A 12,339-nucleotide genomic window follows, 5' to 3' on the forward strand; every position below is an offset into this window, starting at 1 on the left:
TCAGTACAGTTTCGCCAATGACTTCTTGGCAAACGCTTCCACGTCGTTGAGCCGGCCTTCCTTCACTTTCACCAGCCATTCCGGGTCCTGCAACAGAGCGCGGCCAACGGCAATCAGCTCGAACTCATGGTTATTCATGCGCTCAACCAATTCGTCGATACCGGACTGTTCCACGGCGTCTTTCTTGCTGGCAAAGGTGCCGCTGATGAAGTCTTCTGTGAGGCCCACGCTGCCGACGGACATGGTCGGTTTGCCGGTGAGCTTCTGGGTCCAGCCTGCAAGGTTGAGGTTGGAGCCTTCAAACTCCGGCTCCCAGAACCGACGGGTAGAGGCATGGAAAATATCCACACCGGCGTCCACTAACGGCTTGAGGAACTGCTCCAGTTCTTGCGGGGTGTTGACCAGTTTCGCCTCGTAATCCTGCTGCTTCCATTGCGAGAACCGCAGCATGATGGGGTAATCCGGGCCGACACGATGGCGCACGGCTTCAACAATTTCCACCACGAAACGCAGGCGGTTTTCCATGCTGCCGCCGTATTCATCGTCACGCTGGTTGGTGCCTTCCCACAGGAACTGGTCCAGCAGGTAACCGTGGGCACCGTGAATCTCGACACCGTCAAAACCGAGGGCTTTGGCGTCTTGGGCGGCGTCGGCGAAGGCGGTGATCACGTCATCAATATCGCCCTTGCTCATGGCTTTGCCGTTGGGCTTGTCCGGTGCAAACAGGCCGGACGGGCTATAACCGGGAACCGACGGGTCCGGTTCGATACCTTCTTTACGCACTGCGCCGACGTGCCAGAGCTGCGGGAAAATCGCACCGCCGGCTTCGTGAACGGCATCCACCACGTTTTTCCAGCCGGCGAGAGAATCATCACCGTGGAAGAAGGGTACGTTCGGATAACCATTGGCACCCGGATGGTTCACGGTGGTGCCTTCGGTGATCAGCAGGCCGACCCCATTCTCCGCGCGACGGCGGTAATAGGCCACCACGTCATCACTGGGCACATTACCCGGGGAGAAATTGCGAGTCATCGGTGCCATGGCCACACGGTTGCGCAGCGTCAGGTTATGAATTTCAAACGGTTCAAACATTGGGCCAAGATTCATGCTCATGGTACTTCGCAACCTCACTAATTTGGTTTCTTTAAGCAACCTTATTGAATCTGGTTTTAAAATGCAACCCTATTAGGTACACTCGCGGACATGGCCAGAAAACGTTTTGACGACTCCCAATGCTCCGTCGCCCGCGCCCTGAACGAAGTGGGTGACTGGTGGTCCCTTCTGATCGTGCTGCAAGCCATGTACGGCACACGCCGATTTGTGGACTTTCAGCAGGAACTGGGCATTGCCAAGAACATTCTGTGTGATCGCCTGGCCCGCCTGGTGGACAACGACGTGTTGCGCAAGGTGGAGGTAGGAGAGCATGGCTCCCGCTTTGAGTATCGTCTCTCTGAGAAAGGCCGGGAGCTTTTCCCGGTAGTGATAGCCCTGCGCCAGTGGGGTGACAAATGGAACCCCGCCCCGGACCAGCAACCGCTGGATCTGCGTGACCGCAAAACCGAAAGGGCGATTCGCCCGGTGGAAGTTCAGGACGCCGATGGCAAAGCACTGACGGTACGCGAGGTGTTTGTGCCAATCAGCCGGACCAAAGCCGGCTGACCAGCACAGCGCCGTCCCAAGCGAGCATTTTCGCCGCTCAGGCGTTTTCGCGCTGGGGCGAACGCCTGGCCTGTCCGCCGTTGCCATTCTGGCTGCGGCCACCACTGCGACCACCTGGCTTGCCGCCAAAGCTGCGGCCATTGCCAGCCGGCTTGCCATTACCACCAGCATTACCGTTGCGATTGCGTGCACGGCTGGGATCGGCCTTGGCTTTGGGTTTTAACGGCAGGTTATTGGTCGGCTCAAAGCCATCTACCGATTTGCGCGGCAGTTGTTTCTTGATCAGTCTTTCGATGCCCGCCAGCATCTTACCTTCATCGGCGCTCACCAGTGACAACGCATGACCGCTTTCGCCGGCACGGCCAGTACGGCCGATGCGATGAACATAATCTTCCGGCACGTTGGGCAACTCGAAGTTGACCACCTGGGGCAATTGCTTGATGTCCAGACCACGGGCGGCGATGTCCGTGGCGACCAGCACGCGTACTTCGCCGGCTTTAAAGTCGGCCAGTGCACGGGTGCGGGCACCCTGAGACTTGTTGCCATGGATCGCCGCAGCCGTAATACCGTCTTTTTCCAGCTTCTGGGTCAGGCGGTTGGCACCGTGCTTGGTACGGGTAAACACCAGCACCTGTTCCCAGCTGTTGTCACGCACCAGCTTGCTCAGCAGGGCAGTTTTCTGGCTCTGGTCTACCGGGTATACCGACTGCTTGATGTTATCCGCAGACGTGTTGCGGGCAGCGACTTCGACCTGCACCGGGTTATTCAGCAGGCCTTCCGCCAAACCCCGGATCTCGCTTGAGAAGGTCGCAGAGAACAGCAGGTTCTGGCGTTTGGCCGGCAACAGCGCAAGAATCTTGCGGATGTCGCGGATAAAGCCCATGTCCAGCATGCGGTCGGCTTCATCCAGCACCAGAAACTCCACTTCGTTGAAACGCACGGCGTTCTGCTGGTACAGGTCCATCAAACGGCCCGGCGTAGCAACCAGAACGTCGACGCCTTTACGCAGTTTCATCATCTGCGGATTGATTTTCACGCCACCAAAGACTACAGCGGCCTTAGTGGGAACGTATTTGCTGTACAGATTCACACTGTCGTGAACCTGGGCTGCCAGCTCCCGTGTTGGCGTCAGAATCAACGCGCGGGGGCCTTTGCCAGTGCTCGGGTTTTCACCCAATCGCTGCAGGATAGGCAATGTAAAGCCGGCGGTTTTGCCGGTACCCGTCTGGGCCGCAGCCATAACATCGCGGCCGGAAAGCACTGCAGGAATCGCCTGGGCCTGAATGGGAGACGGGATATCATAACCCTGATCGTTAGTAGCACGGACCAGCTGCTCGGACAAACCGAGTGAAGAAAAACTCATATTGGATCAACTCTTGATTATTCTGCCTCCACGAACACCGTTCTCGGCGAATGCGGGCAGAGGCCATGATCATTCATGGAATAAAAAACGACTACGGTCACACGCCGTTTTCGGGGTGACGTCCTCTGACAGGTCGTATCGGATGGGTCGCAAAGCGGCTTTGAGCCAGAAACTGCGGAAATCCTTAGAGGCAGGATGCGCGCACGTTAACAGAGGGCCTGGCAAATAGCCATAGGTGGTTTTGGCAGGCTGTTCGTTCGGATTTCCCCAAAAAGGAACTTCGGGCTAATCTGGACCGGGGTCTTGAGCGCTTCGACCTCTAGCCCCACCCAGCAAGCCAGAGTGTGAGAGCCGCGGCCACAAGGCTTGCGGCGGTGAGTGCGGACAACGACAGCGCCAGGCTCCATCGCAACGACGCGTCCCGTGCCGGGTAGCCGGTCAGCCGCTCCATAATCAGTGCGTTGGCCGCAAACGGGGTGCCGAATGCGGTAACCCCCCAGCCACTGACCATCGCAAAACCCAGCCCCAGTACGGCGCTGGCAGGCCAAACCGAGCCCAGAATGCCACCCGCGAGCGTGCCCATGACAATCGGATTAACCCCCGCCAACCCGGCGAGGAAAAAGCCCCAGGGCACCAGTGCCGCTAGCAACGGCCAGGACCACCCCGGCAGATTCACCGCGCCCCCCATCTCGCCCAGCACCACGGCGCTGATAATCGACCCGATAAACGCCGATCCGCCCACAATCGCCAGTTCGTTGCTGACGTTGGCCATATTCGGCAGTCTCGGACTGTTGCCGCCAAACCAGGACAGCAGCCAACCAAGCGCCACAACACAAAGGCAACTCAGCGTCACCGAGCGGGCATAGCTCAGGTCATACCAGTGACTGAAAATAAACACGCCGGCACAGATGGCCGCAATAATGCTGCCGAACCGAAACCAGCTGGTCCAACTGGCGCGGTCACCCGGTACGGTGGGGCCGGCAACCGGCTCCCGCTCAAGCCAGAAGAAACCGGCCAGCAGAACCAACAGCGCAAAAGGCATGGCAACCGACAGCAGCTGGGCGCTGCTCAGCCCGGGCACGAGGGTTAACGTCAAGGCAACCGATATCGACAGCGGTGACCAGATCGGCGATACGCCAAATCCCCGCAGCACCGCACGTGTGCCGTTGCGGGTAGCGGCGGAATCGCCGTCTTTGCGGATACGCTCCGCCACCAGGCTGCCAACCACGGCAACCGATCCAAAATTGAGGGGCACCGACACCAGAGCAGTGCCAAAAGTAACGCTGGCATAACGGGCACGGGAGTTGCCACTAAAGAGGCTAGACGAGATTTTTTGCAGATCCCGGGAGCGGGCAAGCACAGAGGAAAGCAGCAGCACCGCAAGAATCAATCCGGCCAGACGGGTCATGTTGGTCGCGGCACCGGCAATCAGCGCCGGATCACGCCCCAGGGCAAACACCAGCGCCAACCCAGCCACCACGAACACTCCCCTGGGAACGACTCGCATGGATCGCCAGCCCAGCACCACAGCCAGGCTGACGGCCAAGGCACCCAGCAACCCGGCACCGGGAACAAATGCCAGTACGCCGGCAAGTAGCGCGGTGTAGGCAAGAAGAGAACTGAAAATGGCGTGCATAAGACGTCCACCGAACGTAGAAGCCCTATTGTAAGGAAGCTATATAAAACCCGCCACTTAGTAGATCTTTTCGGCTCCCTCTGGCCGGCTCTTGAAGCGCTTGTGCAGCCACAGGTACTGGTCCGGAAACTCCCGCACGGTGGATTCGATAAACCCGTTCCAGATTTCGGCATCTCGAGCCATATCTTCACCAAAGTCGTCCTGAATAGGCGAAAACTCCACGCGATAGCGGCCGTCAGGTAGCCGCAGGTGGCTGACACAAAGCACGGCCGCTCCAGATTTGCGCGCGATGTAACTGGGCGAGGTTATACAACCCGCATCGACACCAAAAAACGGCACGAACAGCTCGGTCTTGCGGCCAAAGTCCTGGTCGCAGGCAAACCACACCTGGCCGCCCTCCTTCAGGAACTTCATCATTTTCGGCAATTGACGCTTGGAGAACGGGCGAATATTGAAATGACGACGGCGGCCGTTTTCGATCATGCGGTCGATGACAGGGTTGTTGTTGGGGCGATACATGTACCCGGGCTTGTCCAGTTTGCAGGCGATGAGCGGCAGCGCAAAATCGAAAATACTGTAGTGGGCCCCGATCAGAAGTACCCCACGATTTTGCGACGTTGCTTCTTCCAGATGTTCCAGGCCATGGGTTTCGGTGGTCTCACAATAATGAGACATATCCCGCCACCAGGCGTGAGTGCTTTCCAGGAAGCCCCGGGTACAGGCAATAAAGTTATCCTGCACCAGTTGCTCTCGGCCATCCTTGTCCAGCTCCGGCAAACAGGCGGCGAGATTGGCGTGGGCCACCTTGGAGCGGGATTTCAGTTTGCGTTCCAGAAAACAGCCCAGACGTCGCCCGACACGCTGCTTGGCCGCCATTGGCAGAAGCGACAGCAGATACAGCGTGAAAACAATGAGCCAGGACGACCAGTGAACGGGGTGCCACAGGGGGCGACTTTTCTTCTTGGCCGATTTCGCCATACTTCGTGAGCCTTTGCATAGAATGGACTGGCCGCAAATCCTGACACACTCGTGCTCAGACTCATAGTTGCATATCGTAACCGGCCGGCCGCCCTTGGGAGAGCCTAGGACCCGAACAACGCCGATCGCAGTGGTTTCAGAAAGCCGGTGGCGCGGTGCTCCGATTGATCGCGGGAACGGGTGCCGTCGAACTCCAGGTAACCGTCTTCAATGGGCTCGAAGCGCAGCACTTTCACGTCTTCCAGATAATTCTGCGAGGCTTTCCAGGGCCCGTGGGTGCCCTGCTTGGGCAGGCGGTCTTCCGCGCGCTTGATGTAGCCCGAGTTCAGGGCACCGAGAATGGTGTCCTCACCAAGACTGTTCTCATTGTCTCTGGACACCACCACCCGGCTGCCCTTCCGATCCATATGGTTGATCAGGCGGCACAGATACTCACTGGCGATATCCGCTTTCAGGGTCCAGGAGATGTTGGTGTAGCCAAAGATCATGCCGGCGTTGGGGACACCTTCGACCAATACATTCTTGTAAATGACCTTGTCCTTCATCACCACCGGCGTGCCGTCCACCACCGGTTCGATACCGCCGAGCATCTGAATCTCAAGGCCGGTAGCCGGGATGATAATATCCGCTTTCAGTTCTTCGCCAGACTTGAGACGAATGCCGGTTTCCGTGAACCGCTCAATGTGATCGGTGGCAATCGACGCCTTGCCCGCTTTCAGCGCCTTGAACAGGTCGCCGTCCTTAACCACGCACAGTCGCTGATCCCAGGGGTTGTAGTCCGGGGTGAAGTGGCGCATGTCCGCCTTGCCGTTCACCTGCCGTTTGATCACGCCCAGGAACAGCCGGCGCATGGCCTTCGGGCTCTTGCGGGAACGTTCATAGAGCAGGCGCGCAATGGAAATGTTGCGGGCACGGGTCAGCTTGTAGGCCACTTTGGCCGGTAACACTTTCTGCAGGCCAAGCGTGACCATGTCGGTGGATGGCAATGGCATCAGGTAGGTGGGCGAGCGTTGCAGCATGGTGACGTGCGCGGCTTTCTCCGCCATGGTGGGCACCAGGGTAATCGCGGTGGCACCACTGCCAATCACCACGACCTTCTTGCCGGTGTAATTCAGGTTCTCGGGCCAGTGCTGCGGGTGAACCACCTCGCCCCTGAAGTTCTCCTCGCCGGGGAAGTCGGGCTTGTAGCCCTTGTCGTAATTGTAGTACCCGGTACAACCCACCATGAAGTTCGCGGTGAAGGTTTCCGTTACGCCGGTTTCTTCGCGCTTGGCGGTCACCGTCCAGCACTTATCGGCACTGGACCATTCCGCGGTTTTTACCGCCAGCCCATACTGAATGTGTTTGTCGACGCCGTTTTCTTTCGCCGTCTCCCTGACGTAATTCTTGATGGACGCGCCATCGGCCAGCACCTTTCCGCCGGTCCAGGGGCGGAAATTGTAGCCGAAGGTGAACATGTCGGAATCGGAGCGGATACCCGGATAGCGGAACAGGTCCCAGGTGCCGCCGAGAGACTGACGGCGTTCGAGAATGGCAAACGACTTGCCCGGGCACTCACGCGTCAGGTGGCATGCCATGCCGATACCGGACACGCCGGCACCGATGATCAGTACGTCAAAATGTTGTTGGCTCATGGTAGCGGCCTCGCTCCTTGTCGATTCTCATTGGCCCGAACGTTAACGAGGAAATGCACCCGGGGGATTGGCCAGGCTCCCGGTCATTGACCGTTCAGCGGGTCAGTCCGGACGCTCGCGACCGGGCGTCGATTCGCCTTCAAGGGGCGCGAGCACACCCGGGTACTTGCGTTTCAGCCGATACAGACGAACGATGGTGATGATATTGGTCACCAACACCATGCCTTCCGCCAGCATACCTCCGACCGAGCCAATCACGATGTTATTAAGCATCCACGCCAGTGCCGCCAGCCCGAGCACGATCCGCAGCGATATGCCCCGCAGCATAAACATACCCACAGTGCCCAGAATTGCCGCTGTCAACGGAAACACATCGGTGGGTACCCGCCAGGTCACCGCCGCCACCAGGAGGTTAATGGCCAGAATCACTGCCATGATCCGCCAACTGCCCTGAAATTTGCGTGCCAGGGCAATGCGCAGAATCACGATCACCGTTAATGCCGCCGCCGTCCAGCTCTCAAAGAACGCAAACATCAGGGCAAAGGCCACATTGGCGGAAATCAGCAGCACCATCAGCCGATCGTCGTTCTTATTAGCAAAACCGGCGATGCAGAAGCCCAGGGCAATCAGGCCACAAACTTGTCCCAGGGCGGCCGCCAGCGTCATGTTCGCAAGCAGCTCGGTCATACTCCCGCAGCCAACTGGCGAACCAGTTCTCCGGCCGGAATTTCCCGGCATCCCGACGCGTTCTGCCCGGACCACAGAGGAGAGAAATCACCGGAGCCCGCCGCTTCCGCCTTCGCCCGCAGAGGTGCAATGGCGGACGTCGCCAGGGGAAATGCCGGGGCCACGGAGGATATCGGACCCAGTTCTCGCATCACCCGGTTGACGATGCCCCGGGCCGGGCCACCGGAGAACAGATTGGTCAGGGCGGTATGGCGGGCTTGCGGGCTCTTCAGCGCCTCCCGATGGATGGGTCGCGTGGTGGCTTCCGGGCACAGCATGAACGCCGTGCCCAATTGAACACCGGCAGCGCCCAGTTCCATAGCTGCCCGAATACCTGCGGCATCCGCGATGCCACCCGCTGCAATGACCGGGCAGCCGACCGCCCGGATGACCTGAGGCAGCAACGCCAGAGTTCCCATCTGGGTGGACAGATCCCGGGTCAGAAAAATGCCCCTGTGCCCGCCGGCCTCAAGGCCCTGGGCAATGATCGCATCAACCCCTCGCTCGTCGAGCCAGATCGCCTCTTCCACCGTGGTGGCGGTGGAAACGATTTTGGCACCGGTGGCTTTGACCCGGGCCAAAAGCGCCGGGTCGGGCAATCCGAAATGAAAGCTGACCACCGCAGGCTTATACCTTTCCACCAGGTCGGCAGCGTCTTCGTTAAAAGGCGTGCGGCCAGCACCCGCCGGCACCGACTCCGGATCGATCCCGTATTCCGAGTAATAGGGTGCCAGTGCGTCCCGCCAAACCTGTTCCCGGGCATCGTCAGGCTCCGGTGGCTGATGCGCGAAGAAGTTCACGTTGAAGGGCTTGGCAGTACCCGCAGTCAGCGTCTCTAACTCGGCGCGCAGGGCATCCTGACTCAGCATGGCACAGGGCAAGGATCCAAGACCGCCAGCCTTGGAAACAGCCAGGGCCAGCTCACTGCCCTGCACCCCCGCCATCGGGGCCTGAATAATCGGCAATTCAATTCCAAAAAGTGTTTGCAGCGTCATCTCGGCAACCCTCTTTCCCTGAAACCTTACCCACACTGCCATAATGCCAGGAATTGAGCCATGCCACGGCCTATGCGACTGTGCGAAAGTGATCTGAGCCCCACGAGAAACCCTCGCGGGCGAAATTGGCTATTGCCCGTAGCTTGCTAATTGGTCAGGATGAGGGCTCGATGCCTAAAAACCGGATCATTTGTTATGGAACGCTATCTCCAACCCACCGCCTTCTTCGATTACGACCAGCCAGATCTCAAAGCCTGGATTGCCCATCAGTTGGAAGGCGTACCGAACGATCCGGTGGAACAGGTAAAAGCGCTTTATCTCGCGACCCGGGACAGCATCAACTACAACCCCTACGTGTTCCGCACCGATCCGGCCACCTTCAGCGCCAGCTATGCCCTGAAAAGCGGCGAAACCTACTGTATTCCCAAGGCGGTCCTGCTGGGGGCGGCGGCCCGCTCCATCGGCATTCCCAGCCGGCTGGGCCTAGCGGATGTGCGCAATCACCTGTCCAGCCAGAAGCTGATCGACTATCTGCAGTCTGACATTTTCCGCATGCATGGCTTTATCGAGCTCTACCTGAACGGGCGCTGGGTGAAGGCAACGCCCGCCTTCAACGCCAGCCTGTGCGAGCTGATGCATGTCGAACCGCTTGAGTTTGACGGCGTCAATGACTCGATCTTCCAGGAGTATACGGATTCCGGCGAAGCACACATGGAGTACGTGAACGATCACGGCGTGTTCGACGACGTTCCCCATGATTTTATCGTGCGGGGCATTCAGGCGGCCTATGGCCACCTGTTTTCCGAGAACGATATCAGTGCGGCGTTTTCAGGTAGCCTGGCGGACGATGCCAGGGCAAACCAGTAAACCCCCAAACGGGGACCTGAGTCTCCACCTCCAGATCAGGCCGCCTCGCTATCTTCGGTATCGGCAGAGTTGCGAATCAGGAAGTCAAAGGCGCTCAGTGCCGCCTTGGAGCCCTCACCCATGGAGATCACGATCTGCTTGTAGGGCACAGTGGTGACATCCCCGGCGGCGAACACACCCGGCAGGGAGGTTTCGCCACGCTCGTTCACGATGATTTCACTGTGCTGGCTGAGTTCGATATCACCCTTGAGCCACTCGGTGTTGGGCACCAGGCCGATCTGAACAAACACACCTTCCAGCGCTACGTGGTGGCTTTCACCACTATTACGGTCGGTGTACTGCAGGCCATTCACCTTACCGTTCTCACCGGTGATTTCGGTGGTCTGCCCTGAGGTGATAATTTCCACGTTCTTCAGGCTGCGCAGTTTCTTCTGTAGTACGTCGTCCGCGCGCATTTCGGCACCAAATTCAATCAGCGTCACGTGGCCGACGATACCGGCCAGATCGATGGCCGCTTCCACGCCGGAGTTGCCACCGCCGATGACCGCCACACGCTTGCCCTTGAACAGCGGGCCGTCACAGTGTGGGCAGTAGGCCACGCCTTTGTTGCGGTATTCCTCTTCACCGGGCACGCCCATCTGGCGCCAGCGCGCACCGGTAGACAGCACCAGGGTGCGGGATTTCAGCGAGGCACCGTTCGCCAGGCGCACCTCATGCAGGCCGCCCCTGGTGGCCGCCGGAATCAGCTTCTCGGCACGCTGCATGTTCATGATGTCCACGTCGTATTCGTTGACGTGCTGCTCCATGGCCGCCACCAGTTTGGGGCCTTCGGTGTAAGGCACGGAGATCAGGTTTTCGATGCCCAGGGTGTCTGCCACCTGACCACCAAAGCGCTCGGCAGCAATACCGGTGGAGATACCCTTACGGGCCGCGTAGATAGCGGCGGACGAACCTGCAGGGCCACCACCGATGACCAGCACTTCGAAGGCGTCTCTGCTGTTGATCTTCTCGGCTTCACGGGCGTCGGAGTTGGTGTCCAGCTTGGCGGCGATCTCCTCCAGCGTCATCCGGCCCTGGCCGAAACTTTCGCCGTTCAGATACACACTCGGTACCGCCATGACTTCGCGCTGCTCGACTTCGTCCTGGAACAGGGCACCGTCGATGGCGGTGTGCTTGATTTTCGGGTTCAGCACGCTCATCAGGTTCAGCGCCTGAACCACGTCCGGGCAATTCTGGCACGACAGGGAAAAATAGGTCTCGAACTGGTATTCGCCGTCCAGCGCCTGTACCTGCTCGATCACATCCTGCCCGGCCTTCGAGGGATGACCACCAACCTGCAGCAACGCCAGCACCAGCGAGGTGAATTCGTGGCCCATGGGAATGCCGGCGAAACGAACGCCAATATCGGTGCCTACACGATTAATGGCAAAAGATGGCCGGCGCACATCCGGATCTTCCTCGGTGCGCAGGCTGATCTTCGCGGACATCGGCTCCAGCTCGTCCAGCAGCTCACGCAGCTCCTGGGATTTCGCGCTGTCATCATAGGCCGCCACCAGCTCGATCGGCTGCTGCAGCTTGTCCATGTAGGCGTTCAGTTGTTCCTTGATACTGGCATCCAGCATAGGGGCATTCCTCTTAAAAAGTCAGGTAATGTGAATGTTTCGATTCATCAGATGGTGACTAAGATACGGGCGGCCATGCCAATGCTCAAATTAATTGGTCTTAAATGTTTGATAGCCAGTACCTATTTATATTCCTGGCAATCATAAAAAAGGCCCGCAATGCGGGCCTCTTCCATAAGCGTCCCGAAAGGGCTGCTTAGATCTTGCCAACCAGGTCCAGAGACGGTGCCAGGGTGGCTTCGCCTTCTTTCCACTTGGCTGGGCATACTTCGCCAGGATTGTTACGAACGTACTGCGCGGCTTTTACCTTGCGCAGCAGATCGTCAGCGTCACGGCCGATGCCTTCAGCGGTGATTTCCATCGCCTGGATCACGCCATCCGGATCGATCAAGAAGGTACCGCGGTCTGCCAGGCCCTGGCCTTCACGCATCACACCAAAGTTATTGGTGATGGTGCCAGTCTGGTCGCCAACCATGTAGTAGTTGATCTTACCAATGGTCTCGGAGCTGTCGTGCCATGCTTTGTGGGTGAAGTGGGTGTCGGTAGACACAGAGAACACTTCAACGCCCAGTTTTTGCAGCTCTTCGTACTTATCGGCAACGTCACCCAGCTCAGTCGGGCATACGAAAGTGAAGTCGGCCGGGTAGAAGAAAAAGACAGACCATTTACCTTTTACATCTGCGTCGCTGATTTCAACGAATTCGCCGCTCTTGAAGGCCGTGGCGTTGAACGGTTTGATCTCGCTATTAACAATACCCATATAAGATAACTCCTGATGGATGGATTCGGGGGTTAGTGAACAAGTCGGGGGTAAAGATACGGGTTTACTGCGCTTCGTTAAAATTGATTATTTTCAAAC

Annotated in this window: 11 protein-coding genes; 2 read left to right on the plus strand and 9 right to left on the minus strand. The window is 58.4% G+C overall.

Going from position 1 to position 12,339, the window contains the following annotated elements:
- On the minus strand, nucleotides 1-1,113 hold the full coding sequence (locus tag WD429_RS08525) for an NADH:flavin oxidoreductase (protein ID WP_368421752.1): 1,113 nt from the start codon (nucleotides 1,111-1,113) through the stop codon (nucleotides 1-3).
- A gap of 90 nt (nucleotides 1,114-1,203) precedes the next feature.
- On the opposite strand from WD429_RS08525, the gene WD429_RS08530 reads away from it, so the two are divergent.
- Nucleotides 1,204-1,659 carry a winged helix-turn-helix transcriptional regulator gene (locus tag WD429_RS08530; RefSeq protein ID WP_368421753.1) on the plus strand — a complete coding sequence of 152 codons (456 nt, stop codon included), beginning with the start codon at nucleotides 1,204-1,206 and terminating at the stop codon, nucleotides 1,657-1,659.
- A 37-nt stretch (nucleotides 1,660-1,696) separates the two neighbouring features.
- Here WD429_RS08530 and WD429_RS08535 read toward each other — a convergent pair whose 3' ends face one another.
- The 6 genes from WD429_RS08535 to WD429_RS08560 form a co-directional block, all read right to left on the minus strand.
- Entirely contained in the window at nucleotides 1,697-3,022 is a 1,326-nt protein-coding gene (locus WD429_RS08535) for a DEAD/DEAH box helicase (protein ID WP_368421754.1), read from the minus strand.
- 319 nt (nucleotides 3,023-3,341) lie between these two features.
- On the minus strand, nucleotides 3,342-4,658 hold the full coding sequence (locus WD429_RS08540) for a hypothetical protein (RefSeq protein ID WP_368421755.1): 1,317 nt from the start codon (nucleotides 4,656-4,658) through the stop codon (nucleotides 3,342-3,344).
- 57 nt (nucleotides 4,659-4,715) lie between these two features.
- A complete protein-coding gene (locus WD429_RS08545) occupies nucleotides 4,716-5,636 on the minus strand; it encodes a lysophospholipid acyltransferase family protein (RefSeq protein WP_368421756.1) in 921 nt (306 codons plus the stop codon).
- Nucleotides 5,637-5,740: 104 nt separating this feature from the next.
- The gene (locus WD429_RS08550; protein ID WP_368421757.1) at nucleotides 5,741-7,270 is read right to left on the minus strand and encodes a flavin-containing monooxygenase; all 1,530 of its coding nucleotides are present in this window, start codon (nucleotides 7,268-7,270) and stop codon (nucleotides 5,741-5,743) included.
- Nucleotides 7,271-7,372: 102 nt separating this feature from the next.
- On the minus strand, nucleotides 7,373-7,957 hold the full coding sequence (locus WD429_RS08555; protein ID WP_368421758.1) for a YgjV family protein: 585 nt from the start codon (nucleotides 7,955-7,957) through the stop codon (nucleotides 7,373-7,375).
- Nucleotides 7,954-8,991 carry an NAD(P)H-dependent flavin oxidoreductase gene (locus tag WD429_RS08560; protein WP_368421759.1) on the minus strand — a complete coding sequence of 346 codons (1,038 nt, stop codon included), beginning with the start codon at nucleotides 8,989-8,991 and terminating at the stop codon, nucleotides 7,954-7,956. The genes WD429_RS08555 and WD429_RS08560 overlap by 4 nt, the downstream gene beginning before the upstream one ends.
- A gap of 195 nt (nucleotides 8,992-9,186) precedes the next feature.
- On the opposite strand from WD429_RS08560, the gene WD429_RS08565 reads away from it, so the two are divergent.
- Nucleotides 9,187-9,858, plus strand: a complete 672-nt coding sequence (locus tag WD429_RS08565) for a transglutaminase family protein (protein WP_368421760.1) — start codon at nucleotides 9,187-9,189, stop codon at nucleotides 9,856-9,858.
- A gap of 35 nt (nucleotides 9,859-9,893) precedes the next feature.
- Here the strand turns inward: WD429_RS08565 and ahpF are convergent, their stop codons facing one another.
- Nucleotides 9,894-11,480, minus strand: coding sequence for an alkyl hydroperoxide reductase subunit F (gene ahpF / locus WD429_RS08570; RefSeq protein ID WP_368421761.1), 1,587 nt, complete (start codon nucleotides 11,478-11,480; stop codon nucleotides 9,894-9,896).
- A 196-nt stretch (nucleotides 11,481-11,676) separates the two neighbouring features.
- Nucleotides 11,677-12,240 (minus strand): alkyl hydroperoxide reductase subunit C, encoded by a 564-nt coding sequence (gene ahpC, locus WD429_RS08575; protein ID WP_368421762.1) that lies wholly within the window; start codon nucleotides 12,238-12,240, stop codon nucleotides 11,677-11,679.
- Nucleotides 12,241-12,339: the final 99 nt, after the last annotated feature.

It is taken from the genome of Marinobacter sp., from assembly GCF_040904845.1.
Taxonomy (GTDB): Bacteria; Pseudomonadota; Gammaproteobacteria; order Pseudomonadales; family Oleiphilaceae; genus Marinobacter.

Coding starts and splice junctions, on each gene's coding strand:
- WD429_RS08565 (WP_368421760.1), top strand. CDS start 9,187: ATGGAACGCTATCTCCAACCCACCGCCTTCTTCGATTACGACCAGCCA.
- WD429_RS08545 (WP_368421756.1), bottom strand. CDS start 5,636: ATGGCGAAATCGGCCAAGAAGAAAAGTCGCCCCCTGTGGCACCCCGTT.
- WD429_RS08550 (WP_368421757.1), bottom strand. CDS start 7,270: ATGAGCCAACAACATTTTGACGTACTGATCATCGGTGCCGGCGTGTCC.
- WD429_RS08560 (WP_368421759.1), bottom strand. CDS start 8,991: ATGACGCTGCAAACACTTTTTGGAATTGAATTGCCGATTATTCAGGCC.
- ahpF (WP_368421761.1), bottom strand. CDS start 11,480: ATGCTGGATGCCAGTATCAAGGAACAACTGAACGCCTACATGGACAAG.
- WD429_RS08535 (WP_368421754.1), bottom strand. CDS start 3,022: ATGAGTTTTTCTTCACTCGGTTTGTCCGAGCAGCTGGTCCGTGCTACT.
- WD429_RS08525 (WP_368421752.1), bottom strand. CDS start 1,113: ATGAGCATGAATCTTGGCCCAATGTTTGAACCGTTTGAAATTCATAAC.
- WD429_RS08555 (WP_368421758.1), bottom strand. CDS start 7,957: ATGACCGAGCTGCTTGCGAACATGACGCTGGCGGCCGCCCTGGGACAA.
- WD429_RS08540 (WP_368421755.1), bottom strand. CDS start 4,658: ATGCACGCCATTTTCAGTTCTCTTCTTGCCTACACCGCGCTACTTGCC.
- WD429_RS08530 (WP_368421753.1), top strand. CDS start 1,204: ATGGCCAGAAAACGTTTTGACGACTCCCAATGCTCCGTCGCCCGCGCC.
- ahpC (WP_368421762.1), bottom strand. CDS start 12,240: ATGGGTATTGTTAATAGCGAGATCAAACCGTTCAACGCCACGGCCTTC.